The following is a 16697-nucleotide window of genomic DNA, read 5'->3' as shown; positions in this document are numbered from 1 at the left end:
AGCCATGTCCGCATACATCGCCCTCACCGCCCTCGTCGTCCACGACTACGACGAGGCCATCGATTTCTACACCCGCGCCCTCGGCTTCACCCTCGTCGAGGACACCGAGCGCCCGGACGGCTCCCGCTGGGTCGTGGTCCGCCCGCAGGGAGCCACCGAGGCGGCGCTGCTGCTGGCCCGCGCCAAGGACGAGGCCCAGCGCTCCCGGGTCGGAGACCAGACGGGTGGCCGGGTCGGCTTCTTCCTGTACACCGACGACTTCGCCCGGGACCACACCCGGATGACCGCCGAGGGCGTCCGCTTCCTGGAGGAGCCGCGCCACGAGGCGTACGGCTCGGTGGCGGTCTTCGAGGACCTGTACGGCAACCGCTGGGACCTCCTCGAGCCCGCGTAGGCCCTGACGGGACCGGCCGCATCGGCAGCCGCCGGAGCCCGGCGGAGCGTGTCCGCCGGCCTGCGCCGCCCCGGCCCCGGCCGGCCGTATCGGCTGCCGCCCGGTCCCCCGGCATCGGCCCGGCGCCCGAGGTCAGGCGGGGTCCGGCCGATCCGGCAGTGAAGCGAGCCGCGGGGCCTCGGCCGCCGCGTCGACCGTCGGCCCGGCCTCCACCCGCAGGGCCAACTCCCGGGCCCAGCGAACCAGGCCCGGCACGTCGATCCCATACGGAGCCCCGGCCCCGCCGGCCCCGCCGACCGCGCCGGCCGCGCCGGCCCCGCCGACCGCGCCGGCCGCGCCGGCCCCGCCGACCGCGCCGGCCCCGCCGGCCCGGGCGGTTTCCCCCGGCCGGGCGACCGCGTCCGGCCCGGCCAGGGCAAGGGCATCGGCTCCGCGCCGCAACAGGCGGGCCCCGCCGACGGAGTTCCCGCGCGCCGCATGGGTCAGCCCGACCGCCAGCTGCGCGAGCCCGCGCCACAGCGGGGCTTCGGCATCCGGGCCGGACTTCCAGGCGTCCTCGAACACCTCGTGCGCATGGAACGGCATCCCGGCGTCCAGCAGCTGCTGTGCCTCGTCCAGCGTCTCGGCGGGCGTCCGCACGACCCCCTCGGGCTGCCGCTCCACCCCCGGCTCCCCGTAGGGCAGCGGCCGCCCCAGCCCGTCCCTGGGCCGCGCGCTGCGTGCCCGCCCCTCACCGTCCCGATCCCGTACGTTCACCCGGCCATCCTCCCTCCCGACGGAAACCGGTGCATGCGCACCCCTCTACGTGGGGTAATGTTCTGCATGTGCCGCCGGGACGGAAACCCCAAGTGGGAAGCCCAATCGGAAGCACAACGGGACGTGGCGCAGCTTGGTAGCGCACTTGACTGGGGGTCAAGGGGTCGCAGGTTCAAATCCTGTCGTCCCGACTCGAAAGAGTCGCAGGTCAGGGGCCGTTTCAGAGCAATCTGAAACGGCCCCTTGATCATTTTGGGGACCAGTTGGGGACCAGTGTCAAGGTCCCGCAACGCTTCTTGACCCAGTCAAGGTGCACTACAGGCCGCAAGTCGGCAGCATGGACGGAGCGCCTGCCGATGGTGGCCAGGTGGATTCGCAGTAGACAGCGGCGGCCTTGTCGTAGAGCCTTCGAGGCCGGTCAGCGCGGGGCAGGCGATCCTGAGTCGACTCCGAGTTGTTCCCGCAAGGCGTCGCGCCGCGTTTCCGCGTCGAGCGCCGAGCGGAGGCGATCTGCGTAGGGCAGTTCTTCGTGCCGGGTCAACCAGCTGGCTGCCAGGCGCATCACGTGGATTCTCTGGCTCGGCGAGAGCGCCGGGAGGGAGAGCAGGTCCTCGATGACCAGACGTACCTTCGGCCCCATGTCGTGCTCTTCGAGCCAGCTCAGAGCGCTGTCGACGGCGCGGGATCGTCGGTCCTTGTCGAGGGCCGGGTGGCGCAGGACACCAGAGAGCACGGAGCGGGACTTCATCGACCGGTCAGTGCTCAGACGGTCCAGAGCGATGTCGATGCCGGTGCGTGCCTGCTCGACGGACAGGTCTGGGCGTGTGAGGAAGGAGGCGAGCACCGGGCGCTGGATCTTGCCGCCGTGGCAGGCGAGCCACCGCAGGCTGACGTCCGCGAGGGACCGTGCCTGATCGCGCGTCAGCTCATCGAGCTGGCTGAGCATGACGGCCATGAGCACGTGATCATCTGGATGTGCGAGGAGCGCGGCGCATCCGAGACGGATGGCACGCTGTAGCTGTGCTGACGGCAGGTCCGGCACGCGCAGGAACGCGCCTAGAATGGAACCGAACGCCTCGTGCTTCGGGTGGCTGTCGAGCCACGTGAAGGCGAGCGTGGTGGCGGTCCGAGCCTGGTCCTGGGTGAGTTCCTCGCAGTGGATGAGCAGGCGAAGGAGAATGACCGGGCCGGACTGGGCGTCAGGTTGCGACCTCAGTCGTTCCAGGAGAAGGGCGGCGGCGTCCGCCACGCTGTCGGCGGACAGCAACGTGCCAAGGACGCGGGAGCCTGCCGGGTGGCCGGCAGGGCCCTCAGCCGCCCACCAACGGGCGACGGCGATCATCCTGGGACGCAGCTCCGGCGGGCACCGGTCCGTGGACAGCAGTCTTTGCACGACCCGGCCCGTGCTTGGGTACACCTGCCCAGTCTCCAGCCACTCCAGTGCGCTTCGGATCAATGTCGAGCGGTTCGGGTCCGGGAGGTGGTCGTCCTCGAGCAGAGCACACAGTTCCGGACCGATGTTCAAGCCCGGGCGCAGATCAGAACGCAGCCACACGAGGCCGTGGTCCACGAGCTTCCGGCGGGCGACCGTGTCGATGTCCGCACGCTGCAGGAACGCACGGATCACGGGTGCGATCCCGAGGGACCGATACGGAGTGAGCCACGCCAGTACGCCCGCGACCACTCTCTCCAGTCGATCCCTGGAGTGCTCCATGCCGAGCAGGCGTTTCAACAGCGCGGGCGTATGACGCCAGTCGGGCCGGGAAGACACCCAAGCGAGGGTGCAGTCGACCACCAGTTCCTCGGACCTCGGCGAAAGGTCGGGGCGCTCGATCAGTGCGAGCAGAAGATGCTCCGTGTCGGTCTGTCCGCCCCGGCGAACGAGCCATCCGACGGAAGCCTCGACAAGGAACGCAGGAGCGGGATCCATGCCTCTCAGGGCGGCGGTTAGGAACGGCTGCGCGGTGTGGTTGGCCTCGGCGCGGGAGAGCCAGGGAGCAACCAGCGTGTTCCACACAGAACGGTCGAACCCTTGCCAGGGCCGGCTCGTCACCATCGTCAGCAGCGCCTGGCCGCCGTCGTCACCGGCGTTCGCCAAGAGGTGGCCGAGCGGATCCACCTGGGCCGTGAGCCATTCTCCGCAAAAGCGTTCCAGGGCAGCGATCCGATGGGCGGGGCCATGCGCTGCCATGTCGACGGCCAGCCGTCGGAGATGGCCGGTGAATACGGAGAATGTACGTGCATGCCGCGTGAACGCGTCAAAGAGCGCACCGGCAGCGGCTGCGTCGATGCTCCATCCGGGAGAAGGCATCAGTGACTGCAGCAGGAGTTCGTCGGTGACGATGTCGTGCACCACAACCAGCTGACCGCCAACCTCATCGAGCCACCCAAGAGAGATCAGCGTGTCGACGACACGCCGCCCTCCGAACGGAACGGCCAGCCCACCAGCCACCCTGAGGAATGTGTCGATGGCCTGTTCGACGACCATCCGAGACTGCGGGCTCGCTGCGACCGCCACGGTGAAGGCCAGCTGCTCGATGGCGGGGGTGGTCATACCCAAGGGGGAGGGGCTGAGCGCGGGGCTCGTGGCGAGCGCGTCCCGGCGCATGCCCTCGCGCAGCCAGTCCAGCAGCTCGCCAGGCCGGACAGATGCCGCCACCCCCTGCTGGGCCAGCCCCTGCTCCTCGATGGCCCGCGCGATCAACAGCGCGATCACCGGACGCCGCCCGCAGATCTGGGACAGCGCCTCGTTCCCCCATCGGCGCACGGTTTCAGGTGCCGCGTGGCGGACTACCTGGTCGATGATCGCGGACTGGTGTGGCCAGTCCTCTCGTACATAGATCTCGTCGAGCACTCGGCTGCTGCCACGGAGCTGAACGTGGTGCAGGGATCCGGGCCGCACAGAGGCCAGGCACGCCACGGTCACGCCACGTCGCTTGGCCTCGGGGATCAGCACTTCGGCGAGGACGCGCAGGTCGACCTGTGAGCAGGCGTCGAGGTAGTCCAGTATCAGCAGCACCCGTCGGCGGGCGCACGAGAAAATGGATGCGGCCACGTCGTCGACCGTCACGGCGCTGTCGGGCTGGACGTGAAGGACTTGCCAGCCCGCGCGGTCCGCCCGGTGCGCGACCTCGAAGCACGTCCGCGTCTTGCCCGAACCGGCTGGTCCGACCAGCAGTGCCCCTCGTGAACGGCCAGTGCTCAGCCGGGCGAACAGGTGGTCCGGATGCGATGCGTGGTCCATCCCAGGATGGATGAAGGGCAGGTGCTCCTCGTCGAGAAAGCTGCGTCGTCCGAGCAGGCGCCGCATGACCTCGGCATGAGTGTGTACGCGACCGCGCACGGCTGGGTCGAACGGCGTCGGTACGACGTCCCCCGGCGGCATCGGCACCACCCCGTGCTCGGCCAACAGGCGCACGAATTCAGGATCTCGGGACACCTGGGAGAGGTCGGTCGCGGTGAGGCTCGCCGCGCCGGATGGAACGTGGTGGCTCGTGCACACGCCGACGAGAACGCCGTCTTGTGTGATGACCCCTGCCCCGGACAACCCCCGCCAGGGAGATCCGCTTGAGTCCAACGGCGCAGGGCTGCTGAGGGACAGCTCCATTTCGTGGCTCCCCAGGAAGGAGCCCAGAAGGATTGCCCCGGTCAACTGACGCGTTTTCGGCACATCCTGACGCGCCGCGTGGTTGGGGAACCCGATCGCGATGAACGGTACCGCCTGCACGGTTCGGGGCAGGACGCCCCACAGGGCGGGAGGGATGACGGGCCCGCCCTCCCCAAGAACCAGGAGGGCCAGGTCCACCTCGTCGATCCGGTGACGCAGCACCGCGGTGACCTGAAGCCTCTGCGTGGGCTCCCCCGGAAGCCTCACCTCATAGCTGTCACCCGGCTGGGTAAAGCCGTGGCCAGCGCAGATGGCCAGTCGTGAGGCGAGTATGAATCCGGAAGCACTGAATCGAGGGACGCCGTCGGATCCGCGGCGCACCACCATGGCCACGCGCTCCAGGGGCTGCTGCGCAGCGATCACATCAGCCACAGCCGACGCCACTCTCGGAGGACCGACTCATCCACGAGGTCAGTCCTCCAGAACGGCCCCACGCCCCGAATCTGTCAGGACGGAGCCGCCGGTGGCCGTCTCGGCCGAGAGTTCCAAGGACACGGTGTGCGTGGCAGAGACGCCCCCAGTCGCCTTACCGCCAGCCGACAGCACCCAGAACTTGACCCCGCCCTGGGCCTCTGCCGATGCTGTCACCGCGACCTGTACGTCTAGCTTCACCGACTGCACTCGAAGCCGGACCGGTTGACCCTCGGCGTCTGCCATCGCCTGCGCCAACTCACCACGCAGTGCCTTGATTGTCTCCGCCAGGCCGATCTCCACCAGTCCCCCTCTTCCGAACCGCTCCCGGCCGCCATCGTCCCCGTACGGAGATGGTGGTAGGAGACGGCCTACGTGATCACCCAACCATGGTAGAGGGCCGGGCCGAAAATGCAGGGGGATCGGCGCCAGAACCAGACGACTGCGAGGAAGAGGAGGGGAAGCTCGCGCTCTTTGAGGCCTGGCCGGGAGAGTATTCAATGAACCCTCGTCGGACCTCGGCCTGTTCGGTGGCGGTGCCTCAGCTGTAGTGCAGGTGGGCCTCTTTCGGACGTTTGATCACATCGGCGTCGTGGCAACAGTTGCGGTGCGATGATGTGCGGCATGGTGCTTCACGTGGGGGTGGCTGCGCTCCGTAAACGGCGGACGCAGTTGCGAGACAGTGCGGGCAAGGTGGCGGACAGCGGGGATACGGTCACTTCCTGCCTCCTTCTCTTCTATGCAGCGGAGTGCGCGCTCAAGGAGAGGGTGCTGGCGCGCCGAGGCCTTCGGGACACTTCGCATCTCGAGCCGACACACGATCTCTGGAAGTTGGCAAGGGACCTAGGCCTGCCGCGGCGTCTGGGAACTGCGCTGAAGGGGATGAAGAACTGCCGCGCTGCCGGGCACCCCGGAGTGAACGTGGCCCTAGCCGATCTGCATCAGGCCTGGCGTTATGGTGTGAAACTGCACGTCGAGGACGAGAAGAAGGCCCGTGACCTGCTGGACGAGCTCATCTCATGGTGCGAGCAGGACTGAGGGGGATCGAGTCGTGGCAGAACTGGGAAAGCTGGAGATCATGGACAGCGGAATCGTGCCTCCTAGCCACCTCTTCAGCTGGGTGGATGTGGATGAGCATTTGACCAGGCTGGCTCTGGCGGGGGAGTGGCCCGACTGGCTCGTCGCGGCGGACGGCTGGTGGGACTGTCTGGAACTGGTCACCAGGAGTGCTGTCGAGCCCGAAACAGTGAAGCGCTGGCTGGACGCAGTGTTCGGCACCGGGTCGGCCGGGTGGGTTGACGGCGACCTATTGCTCGGGCTCGATGATCCTCGGACCACCGAGTTCACCGGATTGCGGGTCGAACTCAGCGTGGACGCTGAGCAACCTGGTGTGGCGAGGAGACGCGTGCCGTTGCTTCGGGAGAAGCACATCACGCGTCAGCTGGCAGAACCTCTTCGCCGGCCTGACGCGCCGACTTTTGCTGACGATGTGCAGCTCATGGCATTCCACTCCTTCAAAGGGGGAGTTGGGCGTACGGTACACGCGGTGGCAGTCGCCGACCGACTGGCACGGAGCGGGGGCAAAGTCCTGCTGATCGACGCCGACCTGGAGGCCCCTGGTATCACCTGGATGCACAAGGAGCAGGGTGGACAGTGCGACTTCACTTACGAGGACTTCATCACCCTTCTCCAGGGCGCGGAGAACGGCGACTCTGCGACTGCGGTCGACATTGCAACCGCCTATCTGCCCAATCAACAGGCCGGCCACTATGCGAGTGGCGGGAGCGTCACTGTCATGCCGTCGAGCCGCCGTGTGACGTTGGCTCCGCCTCGGATCGAGCCGGCGGACCTTCTTTCCCCTGGGAGGTCGGTGTACTTCGTGACGGAGGCGCTGGCAGCTCTGGGAGCACGGCTCGGGGTGGACACGGTGGTCGTCGACCTCAGAGCGGGTGCTTCTGAACTGTCTGCTCCGGTGCTTCTCGACCCTAGGGTTCAGCGCATCTTCGTGACTACGCTAAGTCATCAGTCTCTGGCCGGCACGGAACTGATGGTTCAACAGCTTGGAGGAAAAGCGCCCACCGTTCAAGGTACCGACCCTGCGACGGCGGTCATTGTCACCCAATACCGGATGGATACTCACACTGCTCAGGCCGATGCTGCGCGCAGCATGCTCTCGGTAGCTCTGGGAGCTGCGCTTCGCAGACCGGCGGGGACTGACGGAGACGACACTGAAACCGTCGATGCAGCGCTGCTTGCCCAGCCAGTATTGAGCCCCTTCAGGGAGGAGCTTCTCGCACTTCCTTCCTCCTGGGATGCGGTGTTGGACGTGATTTCGTCGTGTGGAGTCGCCGACGGACTCGAGTCCCTCCTCCCGGCCCCCGCAACCCGCACCACGGCTGGATCGGTGCCCGGGGCAGCGGTGGACTACGGTCAACTGCGGCGCAATCTCGCTCGGACCGCGGGCAAACTCGTCTATGCAGAACAGAGCGGGCTCTCCTCGGCCGGCGGATTCCTCGTGACGGAACCACTCCGTCGTCTGCTTGCTGACCACCGGACCGAGCTGCCGCAGGCCCTCGTAGTGGGGGCGAAGGGAGCGGGCAAGACTTTCATGTACGCGAAGGCATGTGCCGCGCGGACATGGCAGACGTTCGCGGAGCAGTCCGGGATCAGAGGTGTCACGGTCGAAGCGCCCATCGTTCCTGTTCTGGAGTCAGCGAACCTGGAGTACGGGGATCTCGAGCCACAGGACCTGCGTGATGCCTTCGCCTCGGCACACGAAGACTTGCCGCCACGGGATGTCACCGCATCCAGTATCTCGGACAGACTGAAGGCTGGTCTGGGAAGGCTCGATGGTCAGGATGAACTCGGCTGGCGGAGTCTTTGGCTGGAATGCTTGGCTATGGCCTGCGGACTGGAAGTCTCCGAGCAGCGGACTTCAGAAGAGGCATTGATCGATCTTGGTCGACGGGCCAAGGCGGTCTTCGTGATCGACGGCCTCGAGGACCTCATGCAGAACCTGGACAGCGATACGAAGCGCACTGCATTGAGGGTTTTGCTGATCGACGTCCTGGGATGGCTTCGCTCGCTGCGCGGCCGGCCCTTCGGCCTCGTGGTCTTCGTTCGGCGCGACCTTGTCACCGGGGCGGTTCGGCAGAACAGCGGCCAGCTCCTCGGTAGATACGATCACTACGCCTTGCATTGGAGCAAGGACGAGGCGCTGCGTCTTGCGCTCTGGGTGACTGCACACGCCGAAGCAATGCCCGAACCAGTTCCGCTCTCCGGGATCACCGATCTCTCGGCGGATGAGCTGATCGACAGTCTCATCCAGGTGTGGGGTTGGAAGATGGGCAGCGCGAAGTCTCGCGAGGCACGCTCCCACCTGTGGGTCCCTGCGGCTCTCGGGGACTTCAACGGCCAGGTGCAGGCGCGAGACGTAGTCATGTTCCTCGCGACAGCGGCCAAGAAATCCGAGCAATACAACGACACGGTGGACGATCGCGTGCTCGTCCCCACCGCAATGCGTAAGGCCTTGCTCGAATGCAGCAGGAACAAGATCGCTTCAGTTGGGGAGGAGGACAAGGAGATTGGCCGGCTGCTGGTGCACATGCAGGGACTCGGCCACTCTGTCCTGGTTCCGTTCGAGCTCGAGCAGGTCCAGCTGACCGTTGCGGATGCGGACCTCCTGATCGAATCCGGAGTTTTCAGCAAGGGGTCCGACGGACGCTACTGGGTGCCAGAGATCTATCGACACGGTCTCGGATTCAATAGTGAGCGTCGTGCGAGGGTGCTCTGGTAGCAGGCGGCGACCTCAGATACCGGTGTGAGGGGTCCTGAGCGCGTGGGTCTCCCGGGGATCAACCTCCCGCCCGACCTTCGGCGGGAGTTGCCGCTACTTCAGGTACGCCGGTATGCGGTTGCACTTGCGCAGTCGCCGACCGGAAGGGTGAAGGGTTCTTCGTCTGGCGGCGAGTGTCAGTGCTCGGCCCTAAGCTCGCAAGGCAGGAGAAGGGGGAGTTCGTGCGCGACCGCATGCTGACAGCCGACGTACAGCTCGGGCCGTTCGAGGGCACCAAGATCACCGTTTACTCGGCGAGGGGCAAGAACGCCAGACTGCATGTCCATAGGGAATGCGGCCAGCTCCGCACGGCCAACGTGACGAAGACCGAGGTCCCGTTGAACGCGGACGTGGTGGACCGGTTCTGCTCGGGTTGCGCGGACTGGGGGCCGAGGGCGCGGCCGACGTCCGGGCTGGGCATCCTCATGGGGGCGCTCGGCGGCGTGGGACTGCTTCACCAGTTGCAGGCTTATGCGGAGCCGGACGAGGACGTGTACTGGACTCAGGACGAGGTGCGGGCCGCAGCCGAGCTCCTGCGCTCGAAGCGGGATGCTGCGGACGAGGATGACGAGGACGACGACGGGCGGTGGGAAGCGCGTAGGGACGCCGACGAGCTGCAGGAGCAGGTCTTGTCCCTCTGGCGTCATGCCGCGGGGAGCCTGCACCGAGCGCAGGCCGTCATCGCCCACTTCCCTTGGCTGACGGTCTGGGCGCGGCCGAAGCTGTTGGCGAAGGAGGGCTACCTTGAGACCCTGCGGGCGCAGGCGGCCCTCTTCGTGGAGCCGGCCGGTCTCGTTGTAGCCGCAGCAGCTGCGGCACTGGACACGCCCACGTTGCCCGCCGACGATCATGCCTTCGCGGTGCTCGGCAACCGCAGTCAGATCTCCATTGGCCTGAGCGCGCTATGGCGCAGGTGGCAGTATGCGGCCGAGCGGGGCTGGGAGGGACCGGCATCCCGGGCGTTCAGGCGTTATGACCTGGTGGAGGGCATCAGGTCCAACAAGAAGGGGCACGCGGAAGCTCTGGAAGGAGCGGCCCGCCTGATCCAGTCGTGGGAGTACGAGGCCCGCGCCGCTGCTGCGGCGACGGATTCGACACCGACGGTGTGGGTCACGGCGCGCTTGCCGGAGGACACGGAGGAGCCTTCGCGCGGGGATGTACGCGATGTCCTGGACGGCCTGGATCGGTGGACCCTCGGGGTGTTGGTGACCTGGACCGTGACCGCCGACTGGAGTCGACGCACCTTGACGCTGAAGGTCCCGACCTTCGTCGCCGACAGACTCCTTGCATCCTCGAGCGCCCTCGCCTGCGAGCGCGGGGCCGAAGCCGCGCCGGCGGAGGCCGTCCCCCAGGCACAACCCGGCTCCGTGCGCCCCGGGGTCTTCGACGACACCGCTGTCTTCGATCGCCAGCCGGTTACCCTTGCTCATTTGCGGGCGCTGCGTAACTTCTCGTACGCCGCCGACCAGCTCTACATCGTCTTCTCGACGAGCGGAGGAGCGGAGGTCTTGCCCCTCAAGGCCATCGAGAAGCGCGTCGCGCAGGGCTGCGCCCAGCACCGACCGTTGGCGCGGCGGTAGCGGCCTACCACTGGGCGTTCTGGGACCGGTGCAGATCTACGCCACGAACGCGGATCCCGCGTTCGAAGGCAAGGGACATTCACCCTTCTGCCGGCACACACGGGACAGAGGTATCGCGCAGAGCGACGACCTCCTCAGCCTCTCCGACCTGCTGGCCCGTGATGACTGGGACTGGTGCAGCAAGTGTGGCGGCTACTCTGCGCGCCGGCTGACCGACACCCAACTCTCCTACTATCGCGCAGCCCACCAACTCCACGACGTCGCCGGCCAACTCGACGACGAGCGCACCTACCGCGCTCCTGTCGAACCGGAAGCCCTGCTCAAGCAGCTGGACGAGCTCGCGGACTGGGAGCCCGGCGGCCACGAGAACGGCAACTGGGACGGAAGCTGGCGTTGGCGTGAGGTCGTCAGCGACCTTCGCCGCCGGGCCGAAAGGAAGCGGCTCCACACCGCTCCCTGACTCGCCGCCCCCGCCCAACGGTCCGAGACGGCTCGGCGGGTCGAGGTCAGGTGGCCTACCTTGGGGACCAGTTGGGGACCACCGCCCACGTCGATGGGCGCACGGCAGGTGCATAAGTACACGCTGTGCACCCTGAGATTGGGGCGTATGTCACGATTTTTTCTCCGACCCATCGATCTGGGGGTCAAGGGGTCGCAGGTTCAAATCCTGTCGTCCCGACCATGCTTCATGCAGGTCGGAGGCCGTCTTCTCAGAAATGAGAAGGCGGCCTTTCGTACGTCCGGAGCCGTGGTGGTCGCAATGTGGTCGCACGTCTGGTCTGCGGCCGGTCGGCCGTGGCGCTGAACCCGGCAACGGCGCGGGAGCGGAGTCGGTGCAGGCCATGGGCTGCGGGGTCCGCAGCGGTGGATCGGGGCGGCGCAGACTCTGGAGGGGGCGATCTCCCACGGCGGGCAGTGGAGCTGGGTGGCGAAGACGCGCCGCTCGTTCTTCGTCAGCTGGAGTCGCGCCCTCCGGCCCTCTGGTCAGCGGTGGGTGGGGTGCTCTGTGATCCAGCGGGCCACGAGGAGTCCTGAGCCGGCCGTGAGGACGGCCGCCGCGATGACGGTGGCGTTCAGCCCGAAGGCGTCGGCGAGGATTCCGGCGACGAGGGCACCGGCGGCATAGCCGATGTCGCGCCAGAAGCGGTAGGTGCCCAGCGCGTTGGCGTGCCAGGCGGGATGGGCGTGGTCGGAGACGGAGGCGATGAGGGCTCCGGGGATGTGGCCGGCCGCGTAGTCGGCCGCCGTGCGTACGTCGACCACCTGACCACCACTGGCCGGCAGGGCCTTGACCTGCCCGGCGTCGAGGGCCGGGAGCAGCGGGGCGGAGGTCAGGACGGCGGACCCGCGCCGGTTGGCCTCTGCGAGGCGGTCGAAGTAGCCGGGGTAGGCGCCCAGGCCCGCCACCAGCTGCCGCACGAAGGTGTCCTCGTCGGGAGCGGCGAGCAGCGGGTTGCTCTGCTTCTGCGCGCCGATAGTGGAGGTGCGCTCGTCGCCCTGAACGGCGGAGCAGAAGGAGCCGGCCCCGTGGGTGGGCCAGAGCGCGGTGTGGTCCGGGAGCTCGGCCAGGCTCCGGAGCGATCGGTACTGGGCGCGGGCGAGTGCCTCGGTCCGGTGGGCGCCGAGGAGGTCGGTGCGGGCGGCGGAGTTCACGATCCACGAGCGCGGGCAGCGCAGCCTCGGACTGCTGTGCCCCGCAGCCGCTGGACGTCGTCGGCAGAGCCGGCCGTTGGCGGCGCGCGCCCGCGGAGAGGGGCCTGCGGGCGGTGCACCAGCGGGTGCTGCGTTCCTTCGGCGCGACCGGGAGCGCACCCGGCCAGGAGGCTCTGGCAGCGGTCGCCGCGGAGGCCGGCCGGGAGTCGGCGCGGTGTTGGCGGAGCTGGCCGAGGAGGACTTCCTCACCCTTGACGCGCGGGGGCACATCCGTGCCGCGTACCCCGTCTCCGCCACCGCCACCCGCCACCGGGTCCGTGTCGCGGGAGGCGCGGAGGTGTGGTCGATGTGTGCGATCGATGCCCTCGGTATCCCTACGATGCTCGACCAGGACGTGGTGATCTCCTCCGCCGCCCCCGTGACCGGCGAAACCGTCGGGGTCACTGCCACCGCCGGGATCCTGAGCTGGGAACCCGCGAGCACTGTGGTGTTCGTCGGCCAGCGGCCCGGCGGCGGACCGGCGGCCACGGCCTGCTGCGACGCGTTGAACTTCTTCACCAGTGACGAGACGGCACGGACCTGGATGAAAGCGCATCCGGAGGTGCCCAGCCGTGTCGTCTCCCAGGCCGGTGCCGAGCAGATTGCCTGCCAGACGTTCACTTCCTTGCTCACCCCCTGAGAGGACCTCGACGACCGGACCCGGCGGCACCGCCTCTACGGAGAAGAGGCCGTGAGGCAAGTCGGCTCACACCCTGCACCCGGAGCAGCACCATGTGCCACCATGAGCGGGCCCTGCCCGGGGTGCCCGGCACCCGAGGCTTGAGCTGCCCTGGGGCGGCGTCGTGGACGAAGCCCTTCGTCACCCGCTGGCAGGCCGCTCATCCGCGACCTGCCGTAGGGCGTCGTTCCCGCGATCGAGACACCCCGCGACGGCAACCGGCGGTTTACAGACCACATCGAGCACGCCTAGCGTGAAAGTACCGGCGCTCCCCGACGATCCCGCGGAGCGGAGCACATCACCATGTCCACCTCCCGCTCACCACCGACCCACCCAGCCCCCGACGCCGTCCGGAAGGGCCGGACGACGGGGTCCTTGAGCGAGAGGAAGCCGGTTCCATGTACACCATCTCAGGGCAGTACCTGGTCAGCTGCTCGTGTGCCGTGATCTGCGGCTGCAGTGTCGATGCCCAGCCGAGGGACAGGCACGGCGGCACCGAGTGCCGGGGCGCGGCGGTGTTCCACATCGCCGACGGGCGGATGGACGACGCCGACCTCTCCGGGGTCGATTTCGCCTTCTACTTCCACTTCCCCTCCCACCTGACGGCCGGCGACTGGAAGGTCGGGGTCGTCATCGACAGCGGCGCCAGCGACCAGCAGGCCGACGCGCTCGGCCGGATCCTGTCCGGCAGCGAGGGCGGCATGCTGGGTGAACTCGCGCAGTTCATCGGCGAATTCGTGGGCACCGAACGCGGCGAGGTCTCGCTCACCGACGGTGAGCGGCCGGGCGCGAGCGTCGCCGGGCGCACCCGGCTGACGTACGAGCCGCTGCTCGGCGCCGACGACGCACCGACCACGGTCAAGAACGCGTTGTTCGGCTTCGCCCCCGAGTACGAGATCGGCCGTACCAGTGGCAACTCGTCCGCCTTCGGCCTGGAATTCGAACCGGTCTACGGCGAGAAGGCCGACTTCGTCTTCACCAGCGAGCCGGCGGCGGGGGCGCCCAAGGGGCGCATGTGAACCGCGCCGCCGCACCGCGGAGGAGGCCGCAAGGGCCTCCTCCGCCTCTGCTCGGCACCGTCTTCTCGCACGCCTCACTGGCCAAGTGCATCCCGATCGCCCTGGTCGTCGGCACCCTGCTCTCCCTGGTCAACCAGGGATCGGTGCTCTTCGCCGGCACCGCCACCCCCGTCACCTGGGTCAGGGTGGCGGTCAACTACGCGGTACCGTTCTGCGTATCCAGCGCCGGCTTCTACGGCAGCCGGCGGGCCATGTGGCGCGAGCAGCATCACCGCTGATCACATCGTCGTCATCCCGCTCGGAGTCAGTGCCGGCAGCAGCCAGTCCTGGAACGGCGCCAGCACGGCCAGCACCAGGAACGCCACGCCCGTCACCCGGGCCAGCAGCGGGCCGCGCCGCCACAGCTTCTCCAGGAAGATCACCACCGCAATCGCGGCCATCGCCGCCACGTTCATCATCCCGAGCGGTACCAGCACCACCATCAGCGCCCAGCAGCAGCCCACGCAGTACCCGCCGTGGTGCAGCCCCACCCGCAGGTCACGCACCGGCGGCCGGAAGTCCGCATACCGCATCAGCTGGGTCATCGGGCTGCGGCAGTGCCGCAGGCACACGTACTTCAGCGGCCCCAGCTGGTACAACCCCGCCAGGGCGAAGGCCGCCGCACCGATCCACTTCCCGGCCTGCGGGTCGCGGTCGACCAGGCCGCCGGTGAGCGCCAGCCCGCCGTACGCCAGCAACCCGAACGCCGTCCACGCCAGCAGGTACCCGCCGAGGAACTCGGTGATCCGCACCGCCCTCGTCATCCCGCTCGACTGCCGGGCGATGCCCCTGGCCCAGGTCACCGCCACCGGGGCCACCGAGGGCAGCATCATCGCCGCCATCATCGCCAGCCACAGCAGCAGGAACAGCGGCAGCGCCATCCCCATCGTGCCCGGCTCGACCCCCATGTCCCGGGCCTGCCCGAGCGTGATCACCCAGGCCAGCGCCGCGATCACCACGATCAGGCCCCACGCCACCGCCAGATCCCTCGCGGGCATCAACACCCCGGGCCGCAGCGGCTGCTTCTCCACGGTGACGAAACGCATGGCGCCTCCCTGAAAGGCACTCCCAGGACAGCACACCGGCGCCCGCGCGCGCCAGTGCCACGGCTTCTGCGGCGTTGGCCGGGGTGCAGTAGCCGGCGGCCGAGCAGCAGTGGCCCCGAGCGCGCGACGGCTTGCGTCCGGTTGCCGGTGCCGGGCCGGGGTGGGTCGATGGAGGGGACACCGGAACGGGGCGGAGGCGGGCGGCGCATGGGCATCGACGTGACGGCGGAGCGGGTGATCCCGCTGCCGTGCGAGCGGGTCGCGGCCTTCGCGATGGACTGGCGCCATGACGCGGAGTGGACACAGGGCATCCGTACGGCGGAACTGACCCGCCAGGCCGACGGCGGCGGCTTCGGGATCGGTGCCGAGGTGACGCGGACCGCGTACTTCCTGGGCAAGCGGATCGACTACGTGCTGCGCGTCGCCGCCTACGAGCCTCCGCGGCTGCTGGACATGGTGTCGGTCGCGGGCCCGATGCCGATGCACGTGACGTATACCTTCACCCCGACCCCGGACGGCGTCACCCTGGCCCGCATCCGCGTCCAGGGTGACGCCTCCGGCCTGTACGGTCTCGCGGCGCCGTTCATGGCACGCAAGGTGCGATCCTCGCTGGTCAAGGACCTGCGGGACCTGGAGCGGCGGCTGAGCGGGCCGTAGCGGCGCATGCGGAGGGCGGAACGAGATGGCGTACGACGAAGGGCTGGCCGAGCGGATCCGGGACCGTCTGGGGGAGGATCGGGCCATCACGGAGAAGCGTATGTTCGGCTGTCTGGTGTTCCTGTGCAACGGCAACATGGCCGTGGGCGTGACCAGCGACGATCTGATGGTCCGCGTCGGTCCGCAGGCCACGGCCGGCGCCCTCGCGCGCCCCGGTGCGAGGATCTTCGACTTCACCGGCCGGCCGATGCGCGGCTGGGTCGTCGTGGACGCCTCGGCCCTCGTGGAGGACGGGCCCCTGGCCGAGTGGATCGATACGGGCCGGGCCTTCGCCGCAGGCCTGCCGCCCAAGTGAACGCCGGACTGCCGTAAGGCCGCCTCATCCGGGTGAGACACCCTCATGGGGGCAAGGCGGCCAGGGACGTCTTCGACGACGGGCAGTACGTGGAGACCAGAACTACCCGCTGCCCTCGGACCTCGACGGTCGAAGTGCTCGAGCGTCAGCATCTGGTGCGACCGGTTCGACGTCTCTGGATCCGCCAAGGAGTGCAGGACGGGGTCTTCCTGCTGGTCGGCAGCCTCCAGCCCGGTCAGGGCGGTGCCGTACTCGCCCATGACACGACCCTCGAAGACCTGCGGAATCGGGTCGCGGCCGATCCGTTCGTCGCCCATGAGGTCGTCTCGGCCGAGATCATCGAGATCGCCCCGAACACCACCGACCCGCGGCTCGCGTTCCCCGCGGCCTGAACCATGACCCTGTTCATCGCCCCTGACGGCGAACCGCGATGCGGATGGGCGGGCGGCGCCCCCGAGTTCCTGGACTACCGCGACAGCGAATGGGGTTACCCCGTCGGCGACGACCGGCGGCTCTTCGAGAAGATCAGCCTGGAGGGCTTCCAGTCGGGGCTCAGCTGGCGCACCA

The 16697-nt window shown here is 68.5% G+C and carries 16 protein-coding genes, 2 tRNA genes and 1 pseudogene; 14 read left to right on the top strand and 5 right to left on the bottom strand.

Going from position 1 to position 16697, the window contains the following annotated elements; all coding sequences use genetic code 11:
• Positions 1-4: 4 nt before the first annotated feature.
• On the top strand, positions 5-394 hold the full coding sequence (locus tag AB0I68_RS07340; protein WP_363176238.1) for a VOC family protein: 390 nt from the start codon (positions 5-7) through the stop codon (positions 392-394).
• Between the two features lie 132 nt (positions 395-526).
• Here the strand turns inward: AB0I68_RS07340 and AB0I68_RS07335 are convergent, their stop codons facing one another.
• The gene (locus AB0I68_RS07335; protein ID WP_363176237.1) at positions 527-1150 is read right to left on the bottom strand and encodes a DUF309 domain-containing protein; all 624 of its coding nucleotides are present in this window, start codon (positions 1148-1150) and stop codon (positions 527-529) included.
• 117 nt (positions 1151-1267) lie between these two features.
• Here AB0I68_RS07335 and AB0I68_RS07330 point away from each other — a divergent pair.
• Positions 1268-1341 (top strand) — tRNA-Pro (locus AB0I68_RS07330).
• 227 nt (positions 1342-1568) lie between these two features.
• Here AB0I68_RS07330 and AB0I68_RS07325 read toward each other — a convergent pair.
• Together AB0I68_RS07325 and AB0I68_RS07320 are read right to left on the bottom strand one after the other, a co-directional pair.
• Positions 1569-5189 (bottom strand): serine protease, encoded by a 3621-nt coding sequence (locus AB0I68_RS07325; RefSeq protein WP_363176236.1) that lies wholly within the window; start codon positions 5187-5189, stop codon positions 1569-1571.
• 39 nt (positions 5190-5228) lie between these two features.
• Entirely contained in the window at positions 5229-5531 is a 303-nt protein-coding gene (locus AB0I68_RS07320; protein WP_363176235.1) for a trypco2 family protein, read from the bottom strand.
• 321 nt (positions 5532-5852) lie between these two features.
• Here AB0I68_RS07320 and AB0I68_RS07315 point away from each other — a divergent pair, with 321 nt between their 5' ends.
• From AB0I68_RS07315 to AB0I68_RS07295, 5 genes are all read left to right on the top strand, one after another.
• Positions 5853-6266, top strand: coding sequence for a hypothetical protein (locus AB0I68_RS07315; RefSeq protein ID WP_363176234.1), 414 nt, complete (start codon positions 5853-5855; stop codon positions 6264-6266).
• Between the two features lie 13 nt (positions 6267-6279).
• Positions 6280-9024 (top strand): AAA family ATPase, encoded by a 2745-nt coding sequence (locus AB0I68_RS07310; protein WP_363176233.1) that lies wholly within the window; start codon positions 6280-6282, stop codon positions 9022-9024.
• Between the two features lie 221 nt (positions 9025-9245).
• Positions 9246-10643: a hypothetical protein gene (locus tag AB0I68_RS07305; RefSeq protein WP_363176232.1), complete on the top strand. Its 1398-nt coding sequence runs from the start codon at positions 9246-9248 to the stop codon at positions 10641-10643.
• A 28-nt stretch (positions 10644-10671) separates the two neighbouring features.
• On the top strand, positions 10672-11103 hold the full coding sequence (locus AB0I68_RS07300; RefSeq protein WP_363176231.1) for a hypothetical protein: 432 nt from the start codon (positions 10672-10674) through the stop codon (positions 11101-11103).
• A 139-nt stretch (positions 11104-11242) separates the two neighbouring features.
• A tRNA-OTHER gene (locus AB0I68_RS07295) sits at positions 11243-11325 on the top strand.
• A gap of 302 nt (positions 11326-11627) precedes the next feature.
• On the opposite strand, the gene AB0I68_RS07290 is transcribed toward AB0I68_RS07295, so the two are convergent.
• Entirely contained in the window at positions 11628-12296 is a 669-nt protein-coding gene (locus tag AB0I68_RS07290; protein ID WP_363176230.1) for a rhodanese-like domain-containing protein, read from the bottom strand.
• Between the two features lie 214 nt (positions 12297-12510).
• Between AB0I68_RS07290 and AB0I68_RS07285 the strand changes: the two genes are divergently transcribed.
• The 3 genes from AB0I68_RS07285 to nrtS all read left to right on the top strand — a co-directional run bounded on the left by AB0I68_RS07285 (position 12511) and on the right by nrtS (position 14311).
• Positions 12511-12975, top strand: coding sequence for an alkylmercury lyase family protein (locus tag AB0I68_RS07285; protein ID WP_363176229.1), 465 nt, complete (start codon positions 12511-12513; stop codon positions 12973-12975).
• Positions 12976-13412: 437 nt separating this feature from the next.
• The gene (locus AB0I68_RS07280; RefSeq protein ID WP_363176228.1) at positions 13413-14033 is read left to right on the top strand and encodes a DUF1326 domain-containing protein; all 621 of its coding nucleotides are present in this window, start codon (positions 13413-13415) and stop codon (positions 14031-14033) included.
• Positions 14030-14311, top strand: coding sequence for a nitrate/nitrite transporter NrtS (gene nrtS, locus AB0I68_RS07275; RefSeq protein WP_363176227.1), 282 nt, complete (start codon positions 14030-14032; stop codon positions 14309-14311). The genes AB0I68_RS07280 and nrtS overlap by 4 nt, the downstream gene beginning before the upstream one ends.
• Here nrtS and AB0I68_RS07270 read toward each other — a convergent pair whose 3' ends face one another.
• Positions 14312-15118, bottom strand: coding sequence for a DUF2182 domain-containing protein (locus AB0I68_RS07270; RefSeq protein ID WP_363176226.1), 807 nt, complete (start codon positions 15116-15118; stop codon positions 14312-14314).
• Positions 15119-15325: 207 nt separating this feature from the next.
• On the opposite strand from AB0I68_RS07270, the gene AB0I68_RS07265 reads away from it, so the two are divergent.
• The 4 genes and pseudogenes from AB0I68_RS07265 to AB0I68_RS07250 form a co-directional block, all read left to right on the top strand.
• Positions 15326-15775, top strand: a complete 450-nt coding sequence (locus AB0I68_RS07265) for an SRPBCC family protein (RefSeq protein ID WP_363176225.1) — start codon at positions 15326-15328, stop codon at positions 15773-15775.
• Between the two features lie 25 nt (positions 15776-15800).
• Complete coding sequence (locus AB0I68_RS07260; RefSeq protein WP_363176224.1) at positions 15801-16130, top strand: TfoX/Sxy family protein; 330 nt, start codon at positions 15801-15803, stop codon at positions 16128-16130.
• Between the two features lie 32 nt (positions 16131-16162).
• Complete coding sequence (locus AB0I68_RS07255) at positions 16163-16522, top strand: hypothetical protein (protein WP_363176223.1); 360 nt, start codon at positions 16163-16165, stop codon at positions 16520-16522.
• Positions 16523-16525: 3 nt separating this feature from the next.
• A pseudogene (locus AB0I68_RS07250) lies at positions 16526-16675 on the top strand (DNA-3-methyladenine glycosylase I); the annotation flags it as partial.
• Positions 16676-16697: the final 22 nt, after the last annotated feature.

It is taken from the genome of Streptomyces sp. NPDC050448, assembly GCF_040655295.1.
In the GTDB taxonomy this organism is placed as follows: domain Bacteria; phylum Actinomycetota; class Actinomycetes; order Streptomycetales; family Streptomycetaceae; genus Streptomyces.
Note: the sequence above shows the minus strand (reverse complement) of the source record. Positions and strands in the feature narration are given on the sequence as shown.

Excerpts from the sequence above, each read along its gene's own strand:
- AB0I68_RS07340 (WP_363176238.1), top strand. The coding sequence starts at position 5 with ATGTCCGCATACATCGCCCTCACCGCCCTCGTCGTCCACGACTACGAC.
- AB0I68_RS07315 (WP_363176234.1), top strand. The coding sequence starts at position 5,853 with ATGGTGCTTCACGTGGGGGTGGCTGCGCTCCGTAAACGGCGGACGCAG.
- AB0I68_RS07280 (WP_363176228.1), top strand. The coding sequence starts at position 13,413 with ATGTACACCATCTCAGGGCAGTACCTGGTCAGCTGCTCGTGTGCCGTG.
- AB0I68_RS07270 (WP_363176226.1), bottom strand. The coding sequence starts at position 15,118 with ATGCGTTTCGTCACCGTGGAGAAGCAGCCGCTGCGGCCCGGGGTGTTG.
- AB0I68_RS07265 (WP_363176225.1), top strand. The coding sequence starts at position 15,326 with ATGGGCATCGACGTGACGGCGGAGCGGGTGATCCCGCTGCCGTGCGAG.
- AB0I68_RS07260 (WP_363176224.1), top strand. The coding sequence starts at position 15,801 with ATGGCGTACGACGAAGGGCTGGCCGAGCGGATCCGGGACCGTCTGGGG.